Annotated in this window: 25 protein-coding genes; 16 read left to right on the top strand and 9 right to left on the bottom strand. The window is 69.8% G+C overall.

What is annotated here, in order from left to right; genetic code table 11:
* Positions 1-99 precede the first annotated feature (99 nt).
* Both QSK36_RS28875 and QSK36_RS28870 read left to right on the top strand, forming a co-directional pair.
* Positions 100-1,476 carry a glycosyltransferase family 87 protein gene (locus QSK36_RS28875; RefSeq protein ID WP_285784522.1) on the top strand — a complete coding sequence of 459 codons (1,377 nt, stop codon included), beginning with the start codon at positions 100-102 and terminating at the stop codon, positions 1,474-1,476.
* Between the two features lie 87 nt (positions 1,477-1,563).
* Positions 1,564-2,826, top strand: coding sequence for a glycosyltransferase 87 family protein (locus tag QSK36_RS28870; protein ID WP_285784521.1), 1,263 nt, complete (start codon positions 1,564-1,566; stop codon positions 2,824-2,826).
* 43 nt (positions 2,827-2,869) lie between these two features.
* Here the strand turns inward: QSK36_RS28870 and QSK36_RS28865 are convergent, their stop codons facing one another.
* The gene (locus tag QSK36_RS28865; RefSeq protein ID WP_182901774.1) at positions 2,870-3,661 is read right to left on the bottom strand and encodes a deoxyribonuclease IV; all 792 of its coding nucleotides are present in this window, start codon (positions 3,659-3,661) and stop codon (positions 2,870-2,872) included.
* Between the two features lie 180 nt (positions 3,662-3,841).
* Here QSK36_RS28865 and QSK36_RS28860 point away from each other — a divergent pair, with 180 nt between their 5' ends.
* Positions 3,842-4,018, top strand: a complete 177-nt coding sequence (locus QSK36_RS28860) for a hypothetical protein (RefSeq protein ID WP_167530482.1) — start codon at positions 3,842-3,844, stop codon at positions 4,016-4,018.
* A gap of 55 nt (positions 4,019-4,073) precedes the next feature.
* Here the strand turns inward: QSK36_RS28860 and QSK36_RS28855 are convergent, their stop codons facing one another.
* Positions 4,074-4,406 (bottom strand): hypothetical protein, encoded by a 333-nt coding sequence (locus tag QSK36_RS28855; protein ID WP_285784520.1) that lies wholly within the window; start codon positions 4,404-4,406, stop codon positions 4,074-4,076.
* A 184-nt stretch (positions 4,407-4,590) separates the two neighbouring features.
* Between QSK36_RS28855 and rpsF the strand changes: the two genes are divergently transcribed.
* The 7 genes from rpsF to QSK36_RS28820 all read left to right on the top strand — a co-directional run bounded on the left by rpsF (position 4,591) and on the right by QSK36_RS28820 (position 9,016).
* Positions 4,591-4,881, top strand: a complete 291-nt coding sequence (gene rpsF / locus QSK36_RS28850) for a 30S ribosomal protein S6 (protein ID WP_030508619.1) — start codon at positions 4,591-4,593, stop codon at positions 4,879-4,881.
* Positions 4,882-4,983: 102 nt separating this feature from the next.
* Positions 4,984-5,529, top strand: a complete 546-nt coding sequence (locus QSK36_RS28845; protein WP_139575487.1) for a single-stranded DNA-binding protein — start codon at positions 4,984-4,986, stop codon at positions 5,527-5,529.
* Between the two features lie 86 nt (positions 5,530-5,615).
* Positions 5,616-5,852, top strand: a complete 237-nt coding sequence (gene rpsR / locus QSK36_RS28840) for a 30S ribosomal protein S18 (RefSeq protein WP_030508621.1) — start codon at positions 5,616-5,618, stop codon at positions 5,850-5,852.
* A gap of 19 nt (positions 5,853-5,871) precedes the next feature.
* Positions 5,872-6,318, top strand: coding sequence for a 50S ribosomal protein L9 (gene rplI / locus QSK36_RS28835; protein ID WP_139575488.1), 447 nt, complete (start codon positions 5,872-5,874; stop codon positions 6,316-6,318).
* A 180-nt stretch (positions 6,319-6,498) separates the two neighbouring features.
* A complete protein-coding gene (locus QSK36_RS28830; RefSeq protein ID WP_183538269.1) occupies positions 6,499-7,377 on the top strand; it encodes an ABC transporter substrate-binding protein in 879 nt (292 codons plus the stop codon).
* Entirely contained in the window at positions 7,374-8,276 is a 903-nt protein-coding gene (locus tag QSK36_RS28825) for an amino acid ABC transporter permease (protein ID WP_285784519.1), read from the top strand. The genes QSK36_RS28830 and QSK36_RS28825 overlap by 4 nt, the downstream gene beginning before the upstream one ends.
* Positions 8,273-9,016 carry an amino acid ABC transporter ATP-binding protein gene (locus QSK36_RS28820; protein WP_183538271.1) on the top strand — a complete coding sequence of 248 codons (744 nt, stop codon included), beginning with the start codon at positions 8,273-8,275 and terminating at the stop codon, positions 9,014-9,016. The genes QSK36_RS28825 and QSK36_RS28820 overlap by 4 nt, the downstream gene beginning before the upstream one ends.
* Before the next feature lies 1 nt (position 9,017).
* Here QSK36_RS28820 and QSK36_RS28815 read toward each other — a convergent pair whose 3' ends face one another.
* Complete coding sequence (locus QSK36_RS28815; RefSeq protein WP_285784518.1) at positions 9,018-10,346, bottom strand: MATE family efflux transporter; 1,329 nt, start codon at positions 10,344-10,346, stop codon at positions 9,018-9,020.
* A gap of 336 nt (positions 10,347-10,682) precedes the next feature.
* Here QSK36_RS28815 and dnaB point away from each other — a divergent pair, with 336 nt between their 5' ends.
* A complete protein-coding gene (dnaB, locus tag QSK36_RS28810) occupies positions 10,683-12,005 on the top strand; it encodes a replicative DNA helicase (RefSeq protein ID WP_183538682.1) in 1,323 nt (440 codons plus the stop codon).
* 12 nt (positions 12,006-12,017) lie between these two features.
* Here the strand turns inward: dnaB and QSK36_RS28805 are convergent, their stop codons facing one another.
* Positions 12,018-12,443, bottom strand: coding sequence for an ester cyclase (locus QSK36_RS28805; RefSeq protein ID WP_285784517.1), 426 nt, complete (start codon positions 12,441-12,443; stop codon positions 12,018-12,020).
* 76 nt (positions 12,444-12,519) lie between these two features.
* Between QSK36_RS28805 and QSK36_RS28800 the strand changes: the two genes are divergently transcribed.
* Entirely contained in the window at positions 12,520-13,167 is a 648-nt protein-coding gene (locus QSK36_RS28800) for a TetR/AcrR family transcriptional regulator C-terminal domain-containing protein (RefSeq protein ID WP_285784516.1), read from the top strand.
* Here the strand turns inward: QSK36_RS28800 and QSK36_RS28795 are convergent.
* The 3 genes from QSK36_RS28795 to QSK36_RS28785 all read right to left on the bottom strand — a co-directional run bounded on the left by QSK36_RS28795 (position 13,142) and on the right by QSK36_RS28785 (position 16,960).
* Positions 13,142-14,713, bottom strand: a complete 1,572-nt coding sequence (locus tag QSK36_RS28795) for a TULIP family P47-like protein (RefSeq protein WP_285784515.1) — start codon at positions 14,711-14,713, stop codon at positions 13,142-13,144. The genes QSK36_RS28800 and QSK36_RS28795 overlap by 26 nt on opposite strands.
* Positions 14,714-14,752: 39 nt before the next feature.
* Entirely contained in the window at positions 14,753-16,048 is a 1,296-nt protein-coding gene (locus QSK36_RS28790; protein ID WP_285784514.1) for a TULIP family P47-like protein, read from the bottom strand.
* Between the two features lie 321 nt (positions 16,049-16,369).
* Positions 16,370-16,960: a PadR family transcriptional regulator gene (locus tag QSK36_RS28785; protein ID WP_183538280.1), complete on the bottom strand. Its 591-nt coding sequence runs from the start codon at positions 16,958-16,960 to the stop codon at positions 16,370-16,372.
* Between the two features lie 93 nt (positions 16,961-17,053).
* Here QSK36_RS28785 and QSK36_RS28780 point away from each other — a divergent pair, with 93 nt between their 5' ends.
* A complete protein-coding gene (locus QSK36_RS28780) occupies positions 17,054-17,611 on the top strand; it encodes a hypothetical protein (protein WP_139575496.1) in 558 nt (185 codons plus the stop codon).
* Between the two features lie 14 nt (positions 17,612-17,625).
* Complete coding sequence (locus QSK36_RS28775) at positions 17,626-18,945, top strand: carotenoid oxygenase family protein (protein WP_285784513.1); 1,320 nt, start codon at positions 17,626-17,628, stop codon at positions 18,943-18,945.
* 149 nt (positions 18,946-19,094) lie between these two features.
* Here QSK36_RS28775 and QSK36_RS28770 read toward each other — a convergent pair whose 3' ends face one another.
* Positions 19,095-19,358 carry a hypothetical protein gene (locus tag QSK36_RS28770; RefSeq protein ID WP_285784512.1) on the bottom strand — a complete coding sequence of 88 codons (264 nt, stop codon included), beginning with the start codon at positions 19,356-19,358 and terminating at the stop codon, positions 19,095-19,097.
* 66 nt (positions 19,359-19,424) lie between these two features.
* Positions 19,425-19,793: a DoxX family protein gene (locus QSK36_RS28765; RefSeq protein WP_285784511.1), complete on the bottom strand. Its 369-nt coding sequence runs from the start codon at positions 19,791-19,793 to the stop codon at positions 19,425-19,427.
* A gap of 105 nt (positions 19,794-19,898) precedes the next feature.
* Between QSK36_RS28765 and QSK36_RS28760 the strand changes: the two genes are divergently transcribed.
* Both QSK36_RS28760 and QSK36_RS28755 read left to right on the top strand, forming a co-directional pair.
* Entirely contained in the window at positions 19,899-20,498 is a 600-nt protein-coding gene (locus QSK36_RS28760) for a TetR/AcrR family transcriptional regulator (RefSeq protein WP_221263882.1), read from the top strand.
* An 82-nt stretch (positions 20,499-20,580) separates the two neighbouring features.
* A complete protein-coding gene (locus QSK36_RS28755; protein WP_285784510.1) occupies positions 20,581-22,206 on the top strand; it encodes an FAD-dependent monooxygenase in 1,626 nt (541 codons plus the stop codon).
* Positions 22,207-22,225: the final 19 nt, after the last annotated feature.

The following is a 22,225-nucleotide window of genomic DNA, read 5'->3' as shown; positions in this document are numbered from 1 at the left end:
GCGATCCGGTGTCCTGAAGGGCCCGCGGCGACTCGCGCCGCGGGCCCTTTCGGTGCGCGGAGTCGCCAAGCCGAGGCGTTGAATGGTGCAATACCGAGCATGACGACCCGGACCACGAACGACTCCGCCCCGCTGCCCGGGGTCGCCGCGCGGGCGGTGCCGTACCTGCCTCTCGGGCTTCTCGCGGGGCTCGGCGCCGTTCTCGCGTATCTGTGGAAGTATCCCTGCCGGTTCGGCGGAGCCTGGAACGGCGGTGTCGGGCAGTTCACGAACTTCTGCTACACCGACATCTATCCGCTGTTCTGGACCGAGAAGCTCAACGAGGGCAAGGTCCCGTACGTCGACTACCCGGTCGAATACCCGGTGGGCATCGGCGGGATCATGGAGTTCGCCCGCAGGCTCGCGCACGGCGACGGGGTCGTGTTCTACGACGTCACCGTGGTCCTGATGGGAATCGCGCTGGTCGCTGGCGTGCTGCTGACGGCGGCGCTGGCCGGCCCGGCCCGCCGCTGGGACGCCCTCTGGTACGCGATCGGCCCGGCCGTCATCCTCTGCGCGTACATCAACTGGGACCTGGCCGCGGGGGCCCTCGCGCTCGGCGGCCTGCTGGCCTGGGCCCGCCACCGGCCGTGGCTCGCCGGCGTGCTGCTGTCGCTGGCCGTGGCCACCAAGTTCTACCCGCTGATGTTCTTCGGCGCGTTGTTCCTGCTCACGGTGCGTACGGCGAAGTGGGTTCCGTTCCTCAAGACCGTCGCCGCGGCCGCGGCCGCGTGGCTGCTGGTGAACGTGCCGATCATGATGGTCAACTTCGAGGGCTGGAAGAAGTTCTACGCGTTCAGCAGCGAGCGCGGCGCCGACTGGGGCGGGCTGTGGTTCTTCTTCCAGAAGACCCAGTGGTTCGGCATGGAAAGGCCCGGTTTCCTGGCCTTTCTCGGTGACTCCGAGAAGCTGAACACCATGGCCATGGCCGCGCTGGCGGTGCTGCTGCTGGGCGTCGCCGTGCTGGCGCTCGCCGCGCCGCGCCGGCCGCGCCTGATGCAGCTGTGCTTCCTGGCCCTGGCCGCCTTCATGATCACCAACAAGGTGTGGTCGCCGCAGTATGTCCTGTGGCTGGTGCCGTTCGCGGTGCTGGCCAGGCCGAGGTGGGGCGCGCTGGCCGCCTGGCAGGTCGCCGAGTGCTGGTACTTCTTCTCGATCTGGCTCTACCTGGTCAGCCAGTATCCCGACCACGCCGGGGAGGGCATCGGCGACGACCCCTACTTCCTGTCGGTCTGGGCCCGGGCGCTGACCATCGTCGTCCTCATGGCGCTCGTCGTCCGCGACATCCTGCGGCCCGAGCACGACGTCGTACGCCAGGGGGAGGCCGACGACCCGTCGGGCGGGGTGTTCGACCACGCCGAGGACCGTCTCGTGCTGCGCCGTTCGCTCCTCGCGCGAGGCGCGCGGGGTGCGCGGCAGCAGCCGGAGACGGCGTGAGCGCCTGAAAGTTACATCGGATTTCGCGCCCGTCGCGGCGCGGCCAGGAGCCGTCCGAGCGTAGGCATCGCGTAGCGTCGCGTGAGAATGTGCGCGACGAACGGGGGATACGCGATGCGCCGGAGGCCACCATGGCTCCTGCTGCTGGTGTGGGCCGCGACCAGGGGAACCCTCCTCCTCGTCGCGACCCAGACCATCCCGACCGGGCACGGCGAGTCGTTCAGGAACGACGTCACCCTCTACCGCGACTGGTCCGACGTCCTGATGGAGGGGGAGTTCCCCGCGGGTGACGAGAAGTGGCAGTATCCGCCGTTCGCGGCGCTGCCGCTGCTCGCCCCCCGCCTGCTGCCGCTGGGCTACCACGTCGCCTTCTACCTGCTGGCGGTGCTGTGCGACCTCGCGATCCTGCTCCTGCTGTGGCGGTTCTCGGCCCCCCGCCGCGGCGGCGGCCGTACGGGCCCGTGGGCGTGGACCGTGGGCGCGGCCCTGCTCGGCCCGGTGCTCGTCTCCCGGTATGACGTCATGGTCACGCTCGTGGCGGTGCTCGCGCTGACGGCGTCGGCCAACCCGGCGGTGCGCGGGTCGCTCATCGGCGTCGGGCTCCTCGTGAAGGTGTGGCCGGTCGCGCTGCTCGCCGGCCTGCGGCGGTGGCGCGAACTGCTGACCGCGTCGGGGCTCACGCTCGTCGTCGCGGTGGCGGGGTGCGGCGCGGCCGCCCTGACCCTGCCGCACGCGCTGGACTTCCTGACCGCGCAGGAGGAGCGAGGGCTGCAGATCGAGTCGCTGGCCGCCACGCCGTTCGCGCTCGCCCGGGCCCTCGGCTGGTGGGGCGGCTACACCACCTACCAGCACGGCGCGATGGAGGCCGTCGGCGGCGGCGTGGGCGTCGCGACGATGCTGAGCCTGGCCGCCACGCCTGTGGCGCTGGCGCTGGTCGGCCTGTGGTGGCTGCGCGCGGCCCCCAGCCCGCGGTCGTACTACGACGCCGCCCTCACCACCGTGCTCTTCCTGGTCGCCACCAGCCGGGTGCTGTCACCGCAGTACCTCGTGTGGGTGATCGGCATCGCCGCCGTCATCCTGTCGGTGCGGCGCGACCGGCCGGGCCCGACGCAGCGGCCGGCCGCCCTGCTCGTCATGGTGGCCGCCCTGCTGACGGGGATCATGTATCCCTGGGTGGAGCAGGACTACAGCTGGACGGGCGCCCTGCCGGGGACGATCGTGCTGGTCCTGCGCAACCTCGTCTTCCTGGCCGCCGCCGTCACGTCGTACGTGCAGTTGTGGCGTGCCACGCGCAGGCCCAGGCGGGTGAGGGAGGAGCAAGACGTTCAGGCGGCCGTACCCGCTTCCTGAGGGTTTCAATCCGCAGAGTTATCCACAGGGTGTGGACGAGCGTCTACAGATGCTTGCGCAGGAACGCGATGTCGTCGGCCTGGCCCTCGAACGGCGTCTCGACCACGATCGGCGCCCCCGCCGCCCGGCAGACCTCCAGGATCGACTCGGGGTCGATCTGCCCGCTGCCGAGGTTGGCGTGGCGGTCGGCCCCGGAGTCGAACGCGTCCCGCGAGTCATTGCAGTGCACGAGGTCGATGCGGCCCGTGATCGCCTTCACCCGCTCCACGAGCCCGGCGAGCTCCTCGCCGCCCGCGTGGAAGTGACAGGTGTCCAGGCAGAAGCCGACGACCGAGGGATCCGGCGCCCCCGCCGTCACCGCGTCCCACAGCCGGGCGATGCGCTCCAGCTTGCGCGCCATCGCGTTGCCGCCGCCGGCCGTGTTCTCGATCAGCACGGGGATCGGGCAGTCGGTGCGCTCGAAGACCTTGCGCCAGTTGTCGAAGCCGGTCTGCGGGTCGTCGCCGGCGTTGACGTGCCCGCCGTGGACGATCAGGCCCTTGGCGCCGATGGCCGCCGCCGCCTTGAGGTGCGAGTCGAGCAGCTTGCGGCTCGGGATGCGGATGCGGTTGTTCGCGGTGGCCACGTTGATGACGTACGGCGCGTGCACGTAGACGTCCACGTCCGAGGCGCGCAGGGCGTCGGCGGTGGCGGGTGTCGCTGGGCCCTTCCAGCCCTGGGGGTCGCCGAGGAAGAACTGCACCACGTCGGCGTCGCGGGCCGCCGCGTGCGCCAGCGGGTCGTCCTGGTCGACGTGGGCTCCGATCCGCGGGCGGGAGCCGCTGTGGCTGTCCATGCCGTTCCTCCACCGTTGCTTGCGTGTTAAGGGGCTGCCGGACGCGGAGGGCGAACCCTATGCGCTCTCCAAGAGCGTTTCAAGAGGACACGCTGTTTCAAAAGTGCGAACCAGGGCAGTCGCGTGTCGCGCGCCCCCGTGACCCGCGCGCGATACTACTTCGTCGTCAAGGAGACGAGCATGAGATATCGCTTAGGCAGCTTCATCCTTCTCATCTACATCCTCGTCGGTCTCTACGTGGCCTGGCTCCACCACTACATCACCCCCACCCTCCTCAAGCAGGTCGCCCAGGCTCTGATCGCGGTCTTCCTGTGGTTCCTCGTGCTGCTCGGCGTGGATCTGCACATCGGCGGCTGATCGGCGACGCCTCGACCGCCCGGGCTTCGGGTGCGTGGGCTTCGGTTGCGTGGGCTCAGTTGCGCAGGGTGAATCCGCGGGGGAAGAAGCCCCCGTGCGCGATGCCCAGCGCGGCGCCGACGAACGACCCCACGATCCCCACGATGATCAGTGCCCGCTGTCTGGTGGTCGACGAGACGAACTGGGCGTACAGGCCGCCCCAGAACCCGATCGCGCCCACCCATGACGCGATTATGTGGGCCATCACGATGAAGCCCGTGACGAACGCCACCAGGCCGCACACCAGCGTCGCGATCGTCATCGCGTTCTCCCGCGGGTGCGGCCTGCCGTCCGTGTTCAGCGTGAGGTGAACGGGGTGCCTTCTCTTGCGGCCGATGGCGTGTCGCATCGCGCCTACCCCCTCTCCGACCTCCAGTTTCACTCTCCGGGCCGGGTATGGCCAAGTGGCTGGTAGCCTTGTTCGACTGCGTCTGATAAGGGCCGGGGGCATAGCCGCCCGGCGCGAGGCGCAGGGTCCTCCTGTCACGGCAAGGCGTCGTGACCGCAAGAGTCCAGAGGAGGTTGGATCACACATGCGTCGCTACGAGATGATGGTCATTCTCGACCCGTCCCTCGACGAGCGCACCGTGCAGCCGTCGCTCGACCAGTTCCTCACCGTCGTCCGCAACGACGGCGGCACCGTGGAGAAGGTCGACGTCTGGGGCCGTCGCCGCCTGTCCTACGACATCGCGAAGAAGTCCGAGGGCATCTACGCCGTGGTCGACCTGACCGCCGAGCCCGCCACCGTGAAGGAGCTGGACCGTCAGCTCAACCTGAACGAGGGCATCCTCCGCACCAAGGTCATCCGCCCCGAGCTCCACTGAGCTCCACAGGCAGAACCCCAAGCCCCGGCGATTTGTCGGGGCCGGGCCGTACTCTGAGCCCTTGACGGCTCAGCTGACGGGATAGGAAGGCGAAAGCGACCGATGGCAGCAGGCGACACACAGATCACGATCGTCGGCAATCTTGTCGACGACCCGGAGCTGCGCTTCACCCCGACGGGGCAGGCCGTGGCCCGGTTCCGCATCGCGTCCACTCCGCGGTTCCTCGACAAGCAGACCAACGAGTGGAAGGACGGCGAGGGCCTGTTCCTCACCTGCAACGTCTGGCGGCAGGCGGCGGAGAACGTCGCCGAGAGCCTCCAGCGCGGCATGCGGGTCATCGTGCAGGGACGGCTGCGCCAACGGTCGTACGAGACCAAGGAAGGCGAGAAGCGCACGGTCTACGAGGTCGAGGTCGACGAGGTCGGCCCCTCGCTGCGCAACGCCACGGCGAAGGTCAACAAGACCTCCCGCCAGGGCGGTGGCGGTGGCGGCGGCTTCGGAGGCGGCCCGGCCAACGACCCGTGGGCGACCGCGGCGCCCGCCCCGCAGGGGGGCTACGGCTCCGGCGGCGGTGGCGGCGGCTTCGGCGGCCCGCAGGGCGGCGGCGGCGGCTTCGGCGGCGACTTCAGCGACGAACCGCCCTTCTAGGTCACCGGGCCCTTCCGGTCCCACCACCGTAAACACAACCGAGCGACCATTCCCGCGACATGCGGGGCTCTGAGAGGAGCACCACGATGGCGAAGCCGGCAATCCGCAAGCCTAAAAAGAAGGTTTGCCTTTTCTGCCACGACAAGATCTCCTACGTCGACTACAAGGACACGGGGCTGCTGCGGAAGTTCATCTCCGACCGCGGCAAGATCCGTGCCCGCCGGGTGACGGGCAACTGCACCCAGCACCAGCGCGACGTGGCGACCGCTATCAAGAACGCCCGTGAGATGGCCCTGCTGCCGTACACGAGCACCGCGCGCTGAGAAAGGAGACTCAGGACAAATGAAGCTCATCCTCACCACTGAGGTCTCCGGCCTCGGCGCTCCCGGCGACATCGTCGAGGTCAAGGACGGCTACGGCCGCAACTACCTCATTCCGCGTGGCTTCGCCATCCGCTGGACCCGCGGCGCCGAGTCGCAGATCGCCTCGCTGAAGAAGGCGCGTGCCGCCCGCGAGATCCGCGACCTGGGCTCCGCCAAGGAGGTCGCCGGCCAGCTCGGCGCCCTCAAGGTGCGGCTCAAGACCCGCGCGGGCGACTCGGGCCGGCTGTTCGGCTCGGTCACGACCGGCGACATCGCCGACGCCGTCAAGGCCGCCGGCGGTCCGCAGCTCGACCGCCGCCGCATCGAGATCGGCAACGCGATCAAGAGCGTCGGCACCCACAAGGTGAGCGTCCGGCTGCACCCGGAGGTCGCCGCCACCCTCGATGTCGAGGTGGTAGCGGGCTGACACCCGCCGCAGTTCCGTCGAGGGCCCTTCTCCGTCCGCCGGAGAGGGGCCCTTCGCGGTTCTCCGGGTCGCCCGGCGACGAGGCGATTCCCCTCAGGTAAACGCGGGTTATACGAAACGCTAGTATCTTGCCGTCCGATTTAGCGGATTTCGTGGAAAGACCCTCTGATGGAGGCTGTTATGCGCCGTCCCTCACTCCTGCTGGCGTCCGGCGCCCTTGTGCTGGCGGCCGCCGCCTGCGCTCCGGCGGACGACACCTCCACCACCGCGAGCGCCGCGAGCCCGGCCGGCTCCGCCGCCGCGAACGCGTGCGCGAAGGAGAGCCTGAAGCTCACCACCCCCGGGAAGCTCACGATCGGCACCGACAAGCCGGCGTACGAGCCGTGGTTCAAGGATGACGACCCCTCCAACGGCCAGGGCTTCGAGAGCGCGGTCGCCTACGCGGTGGCGCAGAAGATGGGCTTCAGCAAGGACGAGGTCGCCTGGACGGTGGTGCCGTTCGACTCGTCGTACGCGCCCGGGCCGAAGCAGTTCGACTTCGACATCAACCAGATCTCCGTCACGCCGGGACGGGCCAAGGCCGTCGACTTCAGCCAGGGCTACTACACGGTCAAGCAGGGTGTGGTGGCGCTGGACGGCACGAAGTTCGCCTCCGCCACGACCCTCGCCGAGCTGAAGGACGCCAAGATCGGCGTGCAGGCCGGCACCACCGCGTTGCAGGCGGTGCAGTCGGTCATCCAGCCCACGCACGACCCGAGCGTGTTCAACCAGCAGGTCGACGCGATCAACGCGATGAAGAACAAGCAGATCGACGCCATCGTCGTCGACCTGCCGACGGCCTTCTACGTCACCGCCGCCCAGGTGAAGGGCTCGAAGATCGTCGGCCAGTTCGCCGCGAACAGCGGCGAGCCCGAGGAGTTCGGCCTGCTGTTCCAGAAGGGCAGCCCGCTGGTGAGCTGCGTCGACAAGGCGCTCGGCGAGGTCAAGTCGTCCGGTGAGCTGGCGCAGATCGAGAGCCAGTGGCTGACGGCCGCCGCGGGCGCCCCGGAGCTGAAGTGACCGAAGGAGAGGCCGCCGCGCCGCCGGGGATGCCGGAGGACGCGGGATCGCCCGTCTGGGTGAAGAGCGAGCGGCAGCTCCGCCGGGAGGCGGAGCTGCGCGGCCGGGCGCGGCGGTCGACGTCGATCGCCACCGCGTCCACGATCGTCGTGGTGGTCGCGCTGGTCGTCGTGATCACCACGTCGCCCGGCTGGCCGCGGGTGCGGGAGACCTTCTTCAGCCCCGAGGCGTTCGTCAAGGCGATGCCCGACGTGCTGCGCGGGTTCCTGCTCAACATCCAGATCTTCCTCATCGCCGAGGTGTTCATCCTGGTGCTGGGGCTCCTCGTCGCGCTGGTGCGCGGCCTGCGCTCGCCGGTGTTCTTCCCGCTGCGCGCACTGGCCGTGCTCTACACCGACGTCTTCCGCGGCATCCCGACCATCCTGCTCATCTACCTGGTCGGGTTCGGCATTCCCGCGCTCCAGTTGCAGGGCGCGCCGAGCGACCCGGTGACGCTCGGCATCATCGCGCTCGTTCTGTCCTACGGGGCGTACGTCGCGGAGGTGTTCCGGGCGGGGATCGAGTCGGTGCACCCGAGCCAGCGGGCGGCGGCGCGGTCGCTGGCCCTGAGCCACGGCCAGACCATGCGTTATGTGGTGCTGCCCCAGGCCGTCCGGCGAGTGGTCCCGCCGCTGCTCAACGATTTCACCTCGCTGCAGAAGGACACCGCGCTGGTCACCGTGCTCGGTCCGCTGGAGGCGCTGCGGCAAGCCTCGATCCATGCGCAATACGACTTCAACTACACGCCCTATGTGGCCGCCGCGCTGCTGTTCATCGCGCTGACCGTGCCGATGGCGCGGTTCACCGACCATCTCGCCGCGCGGGCCGCCCGGCGCCGTACGGGAGGCGGCACGGCATGAGCCTGCTCAAGGTCGAGGGCGTCTGGAAGAACTACCACGGGCTGAGCGTGCTGCGCGGGATCGACCTGGAGGTCGCCCCGCACGAGGTGGTCTGCCTGATCGGCGCGTCCGGTTCGGGCAAGTCGACGCTGCTGCGCTGCGTCAACCTGCTGGAGACGATCGACGACGGCGCGATCCACTTGGACGGCGCGGAGATCACCGACGTGCGGGCCGACGCCGACGACGTGCGCCGCCGCATCGGCATGGTGTTCCAGGCGTACAACCTGTTCCCGCACATGACCGTGCTCGACAACATCACGCTCGCGCCGTGCAAGGTGCACGGCGTGCGGCCTGAGGAGGCAGAGAAACAGGCCAGGGAGCTGCTCGACCGGTTCGGGCTGGCCGACAAGGCGGGCGAGTACCCCGACCGGCTGTCCGGCGGCCAGCAACAGCGGGTCGCGGTCATTCGCGCGGTCGCGACCAACCCTCGCCTGCTGCTGCTCGACGAGGTCACCTCCGCGCTCGACCCCACGCTGGTCACCGAGGTGCTCGGAGTGATCCGCGAGCTCAAGGAGACCGGGATGACGATGATCCTGGCCACCCACGAGATGGGGTTCGCCCGCGACATCGCCGACACCGTCTGCTTCCTCGACGGCGGCGTGCTGCTGGAGCGCGGCTCAGCCGAGCAGATCTTCACGGCACCCGAGCATCCCCGCACCCGGGCGTTCCTCCAGCGCGTGCTGGAGGCCCGCCGCATGTGAGTCAGGCGGCCGTCCCCGAGGCGCCGGTGACCATCCAGGCGGTGCCGTACGCGCGGAGGGCGAGCGTGACGAGCCGGGCGGCCATCCAGACGCCGAGCGCGAGCCACAGGGCGACCAGGGTGCCCGCGACGGCGGCGAAGGGCAGGTAGGCCAGCGTCGTCCACAGGCCCGCCCAGGCGAGGTAGCGCTGGTCGCCGGCCCCGATGAGCACGCCGTCGAGCACGAACACGACGCCCGCGACCGGCTGCAGGAGCGCGACCGGCCACAGCACGGCGAGCAGTTCGGCGGCCACCGCGCCCCGCGCGTCGAACAGGGCGGGCACGAGCGGGCGCGCCAGCAGGACGGCCGCGCAGAACACGACGCCGCACCCGACGCCCCACATCACCATGCGCCTGGTGGCCGCCCGGGTGCCCGCGGTGTCGCCCGCGCCCAGCGCGCGGCCCGTGATGGCCTGCCCCGCGATCGCGATGGCGTCGAGGGCGAAGGCGAGGAACGTCCAGATCCGGGCGGCGATCGTGTGCGCGCCGATCTGGTCGTCGCCCATCCGCGTGGCGATCGAGGTGGCGACGAGCAGCACGGCCTGCAGGCATGCCGTACGGACGACCAGGGCGAACCCGGCGGTGCCGGCGGCCCGCACCCCGGCGAGGTCGGGCAGCAGCGAGGCGCCGTGCGCGCGGGCGGTCCGCACGACCAGCGCGAGGTAGACCGCGGCGGCCAGGGACTGCGCGGCGACCGTGCCCCAGGCCGATCCGGCGATCCCCCAGCCGAGGCCGAGCACGAACCAGATGTTGAGCAGTGCGTTCAGCGCGAACGACGCGACCGACACGGCCAGCGGCGTGCGGGTGTCCTGCAGCCCGCGCAGGACGCCGGTGCCGGCGAGGACCAGCAGCATGCCGGGGGTGCCGAGGAGGCTGATGCGCAGATAGGTGACGGCCTGCGCGGCGAGCTGGCCCGTCGCTCCGAACAGGTGTACGATAAATGGAGCAAGAGGCCAGCACGCCACACTGACGGCCAGGCCGATGATCGCGGCCAGCCACAGGCCGTCCATCCCCTGGCGCATCGCCTGCCTGACGTCCCCCGCCCCCAGCCTTCGCGCGACCGCGGCCGTGGTGGCGTACGCGAGGAACACGCACAGCCCGACGAGGGCCGACAGGGCCGCGCTGGCCACGCCGAGAGCGCCGAGCGCAGGATCGGGAAGGTGGCCGACGATGACGGAGTCGGTGAGCAGGAAGAGCGGCTCGGCCACCAGTGCCCCGAACGCCGGGATCGCGAGCCTGAGGATCTCCCTGTCGTGGGCACGGCCGTGTCCCGTTCCGGAGGTAAGTGGCATAAGCCTATTTTGCGGCTTACGGAGCCATGCTCGATCGGTATCGCGAATCTCCGGTGACTTTCTTTCTTCCACAGGCCGTGGATATCGAAATCCCAGGTGGGGGCGGCCTTCGCCGGTGTGGTCACATCGCTGTCCACAGGGTCGTCCCCAGGGTTTTCACATGTCAGGGGAGCGGACTGCACACGTTGTCCACAGGGTTGTCCACTGGTCAAGTTGCCGCCCGGCCCTGGGGTTCGGGAGACTTGCGCACCGGGTTGGGGATGCTGTGACCGCTGGGCAGGGGGTGTGAGGGTGAGCGTGCTCGACTTCCCGGGGGGACCGGGAGGCTCCGATTCGATGTTCGAGCGGACGCCGCCGCACAACATCGAGGCCGAGCAGTCGGTGCTGGGCGGCATGCTGCTGTCCAAGGATGCCATCGCCGACGTCATCGAGGTGCTGCGCGCCGACGACTTCTACCGGCCGGCCCACCAGATCGTCTTCGAGGTCATCACCGACCTGTACGGCCGGGGCGAGCCCGCCGACTCGGTGACCGTCTTCGACGAGTTGCAAAAGCGCGGCGAGGTCGCCCGCGTCGGTGGCGGCGCCTACCTGCACACGCTGACCGCGATCGTGCCCACCGCCGCGAACGCCGGCTACTACGCGAAGATCGTCCGTGAGCAGGCCGTCCTGCGTCGCCTCATCGAGGCCGGCACCCGCATCGTCTCCTACGGGTACGGCGGCCAGGGCGAGGAGGTCGACGACCTGGTCGACCGCGCGCAGGCCGAGATCTACAAGGTCACCGAGCGCCGCACGTCCGAGGACTACCTCCCGCTGTCGGAGATCATGCCGTCGGCGCTGGACGAGATCGAGGCCATCGGCAGCCGCGGCGGCCAGATGGTCGGCGTCCCGACCGGCTTCCAGGACCTCGACGCCCTGACCAACGGCCTCCACCCCGGCCAGATGATCGTCGTCGCCGCCCGCCCCGCAATCGGAAAAAGCACCCTAGGTCTGGACTTCGCCCGATCTGCGGCGATCAAGCATGGGATGACCACGGTCGTCTTCTCGCTGGAAATGTCGCGCAACGAGATCACCATGCGTCTGCTCTCGGCGGAGGCGCGGGTGGCGCTGCACACGATGCGCTCGGGCATGATGAGCGACGAGGACTGGACGCGGATGGCCCGCCGGATGGGCGAGGTCGCCGAGGCGCCGCTGTTCATCGACGACTCTCCGAACATGTCGATGATGGAGATCCGGGCCAAGTGCCGCCGCCTCAAGCAGCGTCACGACCTGCGCTTCGTGATCGTCGACTACCTCCAGCTCATGAGCTCGCCCAAGAAGACCGAGAGCCGCCAGCAGGAGGTCTCGGAGCTGTCCCGGGCCCTGAAGCTGCTGGCCAAGGAGCTCGAGGTGCCGGTCATCGCGATCTCCCAGCTCAACCGTGGTCCCGAGCAGCGTACGGACAAGCGTCCCCAAGTGTCAGACCTACGTGAATCGGGCTCCATCGAGCAGGACGCCGACATGGTCATCCTGCTGCACCGGGAGGACGCGTACGAGCGGGAGTCGCCGCGCGCGGGCGAGGCGGACCTGATCGTGGCCAAGCACCGCAACGGCCCCACGGCCACGGTCACGGTGGCCTTCCAGGGCCACTACAGCCGCTTCGTGGACATGGCCACTCACTGACGCCCCGATAGGTCAGTCGACCTCGGGCCAGTCCCAGCCGAGCTGGAGGAACAGGCCCAGGCGGTCGCTCACCGCGCGCATCTCGGAGATCTTCCCCTCCCGCAGGGTGAGGATGAAGATCGCCTCGACGGTGAACGAACGGTGGGTGGGCTCCGGCATCCGGGGGTGAGAGCCGGAGTTCACCCCCGACATCGTCAGCCGCACGGCCACCCGGTCGCCCTCGCCGATCATCTCCTCGACCTTCAGGTGAAACGGGTCGAACGCGTCGAGCTGCTGGGCGATGGCGTCGAACGCCGCGCCCGGCTCGTCGGGCTCCCCGTGGATCACCTTGTTGTGGTCGATCACGTCGTCGGTCATACAGCGGCGCAGGTCGCCCAGCCTCCGGTCGTTGATGGCGTCGAACAGCCCCTGGACGACGGTCTTCTCGGCGGTGCTCATGATTGTGTCCCCTTCGTTTCTTACGGTGTAAGAGGACGATATTCTTACGGCGTAAGAGACGTCAAGTGGAGGACCGATGCTGAGAGTGGGACTGTCCAGGGAGAAGGTGCTCGCCGCCGCGCTGGCCCTGGTCGACAGGGAGGGCATCGCGGCGCTGTCGATGCGCAAGCTCGGCTCCGAGTTGGGCGTGGAGGCGATGACGCTCTACTACTACGTGCCGAACAAGGACGCCGTCCTGGACGGGCTGATCGACATGGCGGTCTCGCGGGTCACGGTGGAGCCGGTGGGCCCGTGGCGCGAGTGGCTGCGCGCCTTCGCGGTCGCGATCCGGCGGGAGCTGCTCGCGCATCCCGCCCTGCTGCCTCTGGTCGCCACCCGGCCGGTGCTCGCACCCGGCGGCCTGGCGACCGTGGAGCGGATGGCGGCCGCCCTGCGGGCCGAGGGGTTCGGTGCGCTGGAGGGACTCCAGCTCGTCAACGCGGTGGCCACGTTCGTCGTCGGGCACACGCTGGCCGAGGCCGGACGTACGCCCGGGCACGACGAGCCGGACGTAACCGGCGTGATGGAGAGCCTGGACCCGGGGGAGTACCCCGTCCTGGTCGAGGCGCTGCGCGCCGGGCTCGGCACCCCCGAGGACCATCAGGAGCGCTTCGACCGCGCGCTCGACGCCCTGCTCCACGGCCTCGCCCCGGCCGTGGTCAGGCGTCGGGGAACCCGGGGTTGATGCTCAGTTGCAGCGCCCCGTTGAAACCGACGCCGGTGAGCGCGAACTCCTTCTTCGCGTTGGGCCAGCGGAACGGGCGGGTGGCGCTCTCCACGAGCGGGTCGATGGGCGGTAGCGCGTCCGGCACGTCACCGGCGATCCACTCCGGGATCTTCTCCAGGACTCCGACGATGGTCGCGACGAGCCCCGCCGCGACGATCGCGATGACCACCCGGATCACGATCCGCCGGCCGGCGGTGGCCACGTTGGACGCGACGGCGCTCACGACGGCGAGGATCAGGTCCGCGGCGATCTCCGTTCCCTCCACCCACGGCGCCACCGTGGACCAGCCGTTCTTCTTCGGCTCCCGCGTCTCCACGAACGTGAGGGACTGGGTGCCGTCCGCCTTCGTGCCCAGCTTCAGCGTCGCGTAGTGGGTGATCTCGGCGTAGGCGTCGATGCCCGGCGAGATGTTCGTGTGCACGTACGCGTAGATCTCGAGCTCGGTTCCGGACACCGTGACCTGGAAGGTCGTCATCTCCGGGTGGTAGTCGACGAGCCCGACCCGGACCGGATCCAGCTTGACGGTCTCAACGGCCTCGATCTGGGTGTTGTTGTTGGTCACCTTGAACGTCTTCGGCGAGGCATTGGGGAAGTGGGACTGGATGCCGGGAAGAGCCATCTTCTCCAGGAAGCGCTCCGCCGAGATGCTGAGGCCGGCTCGTGCGCCCTCCGGCAGGGCGCCGGACTCGAGTCCCTCGACCTTGCCGGCGACGTCGCGGCCGTCGGTCATGCAGAGCACGCCCAGCAGCGCGTCGTCAGGGGTGGGGCCGTCGGCGTACGCGTACGCGGTGTAGGTGGGGGTCAGCCACGAGAAGTCGCCCTCGCCGTCGATCTTGCCGATGTCGACGGTGGCGAACACGTGCTTGAACTCCGCGATGTTGTCCTTGCACCAGGCCTTGAGGACCTCCTCGAGCGCGCCGTCCAGGTTCTTGTCCCATGCGGGCGAGGTGTAGGTCACCGAGGACACGTCGACGGCGGGACTGTCCGGGCCCTGGTCGGTCGTGCGGACCACGAGGTCCTTGGAGCCGGGACCCCGCGTACCGGGGTCGGGCAGGTAGATCAGATGGACGAGCACGTAGGCGACTCCGCCCTTGACCACGTGATCTTTCCCGTTCACGGTCAGCGTGGCGGTGAACGGCAGGTGCATGCGCAGGTCCGTGCCCGATCCGCCGCCAGTGGCCACCGACCAGGTGCCGAAGGTGCCGGTCGCGTCGATCTGGGGGCCGAAGTCCGAGGCCTCGACCCGCGCCCGCCAGGTGGTGGGCGAGACCTTGTTCGCCGCGATGGCGCGGTTGACGTCGCTGATCCGGATGGCGAAGACCGTGTCCCAGCCGCCCGTGCTGAACGTCACCCCCGAAGCGGCAGGAGCGGCCGACGCGAGCCGGGCCTGTCCCTGCTCCTCGCGTGCCTTGCTGAGCTCGGCGTCGGTCAGCTGGAGGTGGAGCAGGCTGCTCTTGTCGAAGTCGGGGGAGCTGAGGGAGCCGAGGGGTATCTGCAGTGTCATGGCATCTCCCTGGGATGCTCGGTGATCGCGGGCCGGCCGTCAGGCCAGGCGGCCGCTGAGGAGGAAACAGCCGTCGAGCGCCGCGCGCTCGACGGCGACGGTGCGGGCTCCGCGCCACTGCACCGACCTGCTGGTCCACCGGTCCAGCCCGGTCGGTCCCTCCTGGGAGCCGAGCCGTCCGGCCAGGTCCTTGCTGATGATCGTGACGATCAGCTGGGTGACGCCCTCGACCACCGGCCCGCCGAGGATGTACCAGAAGGGAACGTCTGCCTGGTAGCCGCTGCGCGGCTCGTGGTCGGAGACGAACGAGATACGGGCGGAGGCGGGGTCGAAGACCATGCGGGACTGGCTCGTCACCCAGTAGGTCATCGAGATGCCGGCCTTGAGATCGCAGTCGCCCTCGACCCGGATGGCCAGCTCACCCCCGACGACCCCGACCGTCAGCGACGTCACGCGCGGTGTGTACCAGATCGCCCCTTCATGCAGGGATCTGGTGGAGAAGGTGGACGTGTTGCGTACGGCCCGCAGGGCGGGATCGTAGGCGAGGTCCGCGACGGAGGCGTCGCCGCCGAACACCCCGGGCAGGCCGGGCCGGACCATCTCGGTCAGGAACAGCTCCGGGGACACGGCGAACGTCACCTCCCCGCCGCCGGTGGTCAGCTCCGGGTCGACGACCCTGGGCAGCCCGGAGACGTCACGGCCGTCGGTGACGCTGAGCACCGCGACGTGCCCGGGGTCGTCGGGCGCGAGGCTACGCGAGTAGCAGAACGCAGAACGGACCGGGTTCAGCCGGCCGCCCTGGCCCGGTGCGACCAGGTTGACCTGGGCGAGCGCGTACGACAGCGCGGTGGCGTGCTCGACCAGGTGCTCGGCGATGGCGCCCACGACGATGTCCCGCCCGGTCTCCCCGAGCCGGTCGAGGGCCTTCGCCGGGCCGGTGAGCGCCACAGGGGTGACCACGCCGGGCACGGGCACGTCGCCCGGCTGGCCGGCCCTGGTCAGGTCGAACACGAGGTCCCTGGGCCGTCCCACGTCACCCGGCAGGAGGTGGAGGGAGACCGTCACCACCGCGGTGGCGCCGGTGAGGTCGATCGCGTCGCCGGATCCTCCCGCGACGCCTCCCGAGACGATCGGCAGGGCCAGCCGCAGCAGGTCTCCCGGGTCGCCGGGCAGGACGCGCCATGCCCCCAGACGCGCAGAGCCCTTGTACGGCGTGCCGAAGTTCTCTCCCTCGAAGGAGAACTCGTCGGCCGGCGTCCGCGGCCGGACGGCGAGCATCCGGTTCACGGACTCCACCGACAGCGTGGTCACCGTGTCCCAGCCGTGCAGATCCATGGGTCGTCCCCGTCCGCCACTGTCATCCCCGTGCCACCTTGCGGCGTCCCGCGTGCTGCGGAACGCCGCGGCCGGGTCACGGGCTCCGCACCGGCCCCCGCCGGCGCCCCCCGGAGCCGTGCCCCCGCTTCCCCCGCACCGCGCCCCGATCGCGGCATGGCAGGAGCATGACCCGGCCGGATCGCCATCCGATGTATGCCGAGTTGTCGTGCTCGTCAGGAGCGTGCGCAGGGGTGCCGGTATAGGCACGTCGGGCGGGTAGGTCCGCCACTCGGTCGCGGACGGCTCGGATCGTCAGATGCCGCCGGGTCCCGGAAGGTGTCACTCCGCCCCGGCCTGCCCGGCCTTCTCGTGCTCCAGCGCGTTCTCGTGCTCCAGTGCCTTCTCCTGTTCCAGCGCCGCCACCCGCCCGGCGGCCCACTCGGCCCAGTCGCGTTGCGCGGCGGTCAGGCGCAGGCCCCACTCCAGCGCGATGTCGCCGTACAGCCGCAGCGCGTCGTTGCCCTGGCCGATGACGAACTCGCGGATGCCGAGGAGCTGGTCGTGCTCGTGGACGGCACGCTCGGCGAGCCGCTCCAGATAGCCGCGGGCGGCGCCGGTGCCGACCTGGTCGAGGAAGAAGACCCGCAGCAGCATGTCGCTGCGCCGGGTCATGGTGGGCGGCACCTCGACCAGCCAGTGGCGCAGCTCGGCCCGGCCCTCCTCGGTGATCTCGTATTCCTTCCGCCCGCGCGGGCCCTCCGCCGCGACCCGCACCAGCCCTTCCTTGGCCAGCCGGCCGAGCTCGGCGTAGAGCTGGCTCTGGGTCGCGGGCCAGACGTTCTCCAGCGACAGCTCGAAGGTTTTCAGCAGGTCGTAGCCGCTGGCGGGCCCGGCCGACAGAAGGCCGAGCATGGCATGACGAAGGCTCATGGGTCCGATCGTACATTCCTGTGTTGACATGTCGCTAGTGGAGGTTCTACTTTCGACATGTCACTAATGGAACGTCGAACTAAGGAACCCCCCGTGCTCCGTTACGTCCTCACCTTCCTCCCCTGGATCGCCTTCGCCGTTCTCAGCACGAACGGTGAGGCCAGATTCGGAGCCGCGGCCGCGCTCCTCGTCTCGATCGTGCTGCTCGCCGTCGACCGCAGGGCGGGGCGTGGCTGGGACGAGATGGTCATCGAGCTCAGCTCGGGGGTGTTCTTCGCCGGTCTGACGCTCGCCGCGTTCACGGTCACGCCGGCGCCCTTCGGCGAGTACGGCCCGGCCGTCTCGGTGGCCTGGCTGGCGCTCACCGCCTGGGGGTCGCTGGCCATCCGCAAGCCGTTCACGCTGGGCATCGCCCGCCGGACGACCGCTCCCGAGGTGCACGCGACCCCGTTGTTCTACCGCGTCAACGCCGTCATCACCGCCGTGTGGGCGGTGGGCTTCACCCTCAACGCCGTCGGCCTCGCCCTGCTGCTCGCCTTCGCCCCGCACGCCACCGCCGCGATCATCGCGGTGAAGGTCTGCGGCTTCGCGCTCCCCGCCCTGTTCACCATCCGCTACCCCCAGATCGTCCGCGCCCGCTACGCCGCCTGAAGGGAATCACCGACATGACCGCCTCCTACCTGACCGGCCGCCTCGCCCCCGTGCCCGACGAGATCGACGCGCTCGACCTGCCGATCGAGGGCACGCTCCCGCCCGAGCTCACCGGCCGCTACTTCCGCAACGGGCCCAACCCCCGCCCCGGAGAGGACCCCGGGCACTGGTTCGTCGGTCACGGGATGCTCCACGGCGTCCGGCTGCGCGACGGACGGGCCGAGTGGTACCGCAACCGCTGGGTCCGCACCACCCGCCTCGCCGGCGCGCCGTATGTGCACGAGCGCGGCGTCGACCTCGCGGCCGTCCCCGCCAACACCCACGTGATCCGGCACGCCGACAAGATCCTCGCGCTCGTGGAGAACGGCCTGCCGTACGAGATGACGCCGGAGCTCGACACGGTCGGCCCCTGCGACTTCGGCGGGCGGCTGGCCACGGCGATGACCGCGCACCCGAAGGAGGACCCGATCACCGGGGAGCTGCACTTCTTCGGGTACGGCTGGGCCAAGCCCTACCTCACCTACCACCGCCTGTCCGCAGCCGGCGAGCTGGTGGAGAGCAGACCGGTGGACGTGCCCGGGCCCACCATGGCCCACGACTTCGCGATCACGAAGCACCACGTGGTGTGGCTCGACCTGCCGGTCGTCTTCGACTTCGACCTGGTGGGCCGCGGCATGCCGTACCGGTGGGACGACGCGTACGGCGCGCGGCTGGGCGTGATGAGCCGCGGGACCGGCGACGTGCGGTGGTTCGAGATCGACCCCTGCTACGTCTTCCACGTGGGCAACGCGAGCGAGGACGAGCACGGGCGCCTCGTCGTCGACGCGGTGCGCTACTCCCCGGGGGCGTTCTGCGGCTTCTGGCCGACCATCGGCGGCGCGGTCAACCCGGCCGCCCACACCGGGGGCGCGGCCCTGCACCGTTGGACGCTCGATCCCGCCACCGGCGTCGCCAAGGACGAGCCGCTCGACGACCTGGACGTCGAGTTCCCCACGATCAACGAGACGCGCACCGGTCTGACCAGCCGTTATATATACGCGGTCAGCAAGGGCGCGATCGTGAAGTACGACACCGCGAACGGCGCGAGCCGGGCGCACCAGACGGGCGAACGCTCGCCGGGCGAGGCCGTGTTCGTCCCCGCCTCGGGCGCCAGGGCCGAGGACGAGGGCTGGCTGCTGTCGATCGCGGGCACCGAGCACGGCGCCGAGCTGCTCGTGCTCGACGCGTCGGACCTGGCCCAGGTGGCGTCCGTACGGCTGCCGCGCCGGGTGCCGGCCGGATTCCACGGCTCGTGGATTCCCGACGAGATCCCCGGCGACATCCTCCGCGCGTGAGCCGTACGGGCGCGTGCCACGCGATGTCCTTCTCCCGCACCGTCCCGGTCGATGGCGTAGCTCGACGGGCGGCTCGTTATTGCGTCAGCCGCACCGGCCTGAGCGTCTCCGCGCAGCAGGCCGAGCCGCGCTCCTGGCTCGACGGAGTACTAGGCGGTACGACCGAGTTGGTGGATGCGTCGCACCCGGCCGTCGTCGGCGACGTCGCCGATCAGGATCCAGTCGATCACCACGTGTCCGCGCTTGCGGTGCTCCGTTATGAGGCAGCAGCGTGCGGCGAACTCATGGCCGTTGACGAAGAGGTCGTCGATTCGCATCTCGATGGAGGTGACGTTCTTGCGTGCCGGGGCCGCATGGCCGACCAGTTGGTCGCGGGTGAGCGTTGTGGCGGATTCGGCGGCGGGTAGTTCCATGCGGCCCAAGCGATGAAGCGGTGCTGTCACCGCGCGCTTCGCTCAGGAAGCCGCGAGGCTCTTTGCTCAGGAAGTCGCGAGCAACAAGGCCATGGTTGTTCCGGTGACCACGACCAGCACCACGGGCGCCACGGCGTGGGAGCGGTGGCGCCGGTGCGTGAAATCGCGGGCGCGGAGGTGGAATCCGACTGCGCCGATCAACAGCAGCGTGAGGCCGGCCGCTGCCGCGACGGCGAGCGGCTTGAGCCAGAGGCCGGCCGCGAGCCCGAGCGCGCCGGCGATCTCCAGGGTGCCGATCGATCGGGTCATCGTCGAGCCGACGCCGAGCCTGAGCAGGTTGGCCGCCACGGGATCCCGTAACAGGACCTTCTGGGCGCCGGCGAGCAGGAAGACGAGAGCGACCAGAATGCTCAGCGCGTTGGCGACAAATGGCATGGTAGGACCCTTCATAGCAAATAGAACGAACATTCCTTTTCTAGAAGGGAGGCGCAAAGTTGTCAAGCACGAATGTTCGTTCTACGTTGTGATCCCATGGCACGCATGCCCAAAGAGCACCTCGAAGCCCGCCGCCGCCAGATCCTGGACGCCGCCCGGCGCTGCTTCATCCGCAACGGCTTCCATGCAACGTCCATGCAGGACGTGCTGACCGAGGCCGAGTTGTCGGCCGGGGCCGTCTACCGCTACTTCAAGAGCAAGGACGACATCATCGCGGCGACCGCCGCCGAGGCTCTGGCCGAGGTCGCGTCGGCGTTCGAGGCGGAGGACGACGCGCGGCCGCCGGATCTGGACAACATCGTCGATCTCGTGCTGGGGGTCGAGCGCCCGCCGCTGTCCGGATCGCAGGAGTCGGCCCAGCTGCTGGTCCAGGTCTGGTCGGAGGCTCTGCGATCGCCGTCGCTGGGCACGAAACTGAAGGAGGTCATGACGGAGGCTCGCCGCGTGGTCGGCGACCTCGTGGTGCGGCATCAGCAGCGCGGGCTGCTTCCCGCCGACGTCCCGGCCGAGCACGTGGCCGATGTCCTGATGGCCCTGGTCGACGGGTTCCTGGTGCGCCGCGCGGTATACGGCCACGCGGATTCGGCGACCTTCAGGAACGGCATGCGCGCCCTGATGTCGGCGCCCGCGCAAGCCGCCCGATAGAGATGAACATTGGCTCTTGACGACGATCGGAGGATCATGCTCTTCTAAAAAGAACGATCATTCGTTCTGTGAGGGTGGGTTCGTGACTACGAAAGCGGACGTTCTCATCGTCGGCGCGGGGCCGACCGGCCTGGTGCTGGCCATCGACCTGGCACGGCGGGGAGTGATCCCACGGATCATCGACGCCGGGCGCGCGGACCACCGGGAGAGTCGGGCGGTGTCGATCGTGGCGAGATCGCTGGAGATGCTGGACGATCTCGGGCTGGCCCAAGCCGCCATCGAACGAGGCGTCCCGCTGCACACGCTGAACTTCTACCAGGGCACGACGGCCCTGGCCGAGATGGACGTGACGGCCGTGGACTCCCCGTTCCCGCTGGACCTGTGCATCCCGCAGTGGCAGACGGTCGCGCTGCTGCGCGAGCGCGCCGAGGAACTCGGAGTCACCATCGAATGGGACACCCGCCTGGTCGGGCACCAGGCCGGCGAGCGCGGCGTCAGTGTGGAGCTCGGCCACGGGGACGGTCGCGGCGAACGGTGCGAAACCGGGTGGCTGATCGGCGCCGACGGCGCCCACAGCACCGTGCGTGAGACGGCGGGCATCACCCGGGAGAGAGCCGACCTGAAGCGGGGGTTCATCCTGGGCGACGTCGCCGTGGACTGGCCGCTCACGCGGGACCGCTTCCATGTCTACTTCGGCAAGTCTGGCCTCGTGGCGGTCTTCCCCATGATCGGGGGCTACTGGCGCATCCTGGCCAGCACGCCGGACGACCGGCCGCCGCAGAGCCCAGGGCTGGACGACTTCGCCGCCTACGTCGCCGAACGCACGCCTTTGGACTCTGGCGTACGCGATCTGCAGTGGAGTTCATCGTTTGTGGCCCGCGAGAGCCTGGCCGACCGGCTTCGCCAGGGCCGGATCCTCCTGGCCGGCGACGCCGCGCACAGCCACAGCCCGGTGGGCGGCCAGGGCATGAACACCGGCATGCAGGACGCCTACAACCTGGGCTGGAAACTCGCGCTCGTCGTCACCGGGCGTGCCGAGGAGTCCCTCCTGGACAGCTATCAGGCCGAACGCTGGCCCGTGGTCAAGGCCGTGGTCGAGGCGACCTCGGCCACCACGAAGGCCGCCACCGGCAGCACGCCGGTCGCCCACAGAGCCAGACGGCACGCGCTGCGCCTGTTCGGCCGGCTCAATCCCGTGCAGCAGCGGCTGTCGAACGCCTTCGGCGAACACCTTGTCCACTATCGCGACAGTGACCTCGTCTTCGAACGCTGGCACGAATCACAGGCCAGAGCGTGGAGTGACGTCGCCAGCACCGGACCGGAAGCCGGCGAGCTGGTACGGGACGTCTACGTCGAGAACCGTGAGGGACCGGTGGCGCTCCGCCACATCCTCCGGACGCCGGGCCACCACCTCGTCCTGTTCGCGGCCGACACGACAGACTCCGCCACCCTGGCCGCCTGGCAGTCCTCCGCACACGAGGCGATGGCCGGGCACGGCGAGGTCCATGTCATCACCCTCGGCCACCTGCCGCACGACCCCATGGACGGAGCCTTCGCCGACCTGCGCAGCGAGGCGCACAACCGCTACGGCGTGCGCCGCCCCAGCCTGTACCTGATCCGCCCGGACAAGTACGTCGGCTTCCGGGGCGACAGCATCGACTTCGCACCCGTGAACGACTACTTCCACGCCCTGGGCGCCCGCCCGTGACACCGCCTGCCGACCAGAG

The organism is Microbispora sp. NBRC 16548, assembly GCF_030268985.1.
Lineage (GTDB): Bacteria > Actinomycetota > Actinomycetes > Streptosporangiales > Streptosporangiaceae > Microbispora > Microbispora catharanthi.
This window is presented reverse-complemented; position numbering and strand designations above follow the sequence as displayed.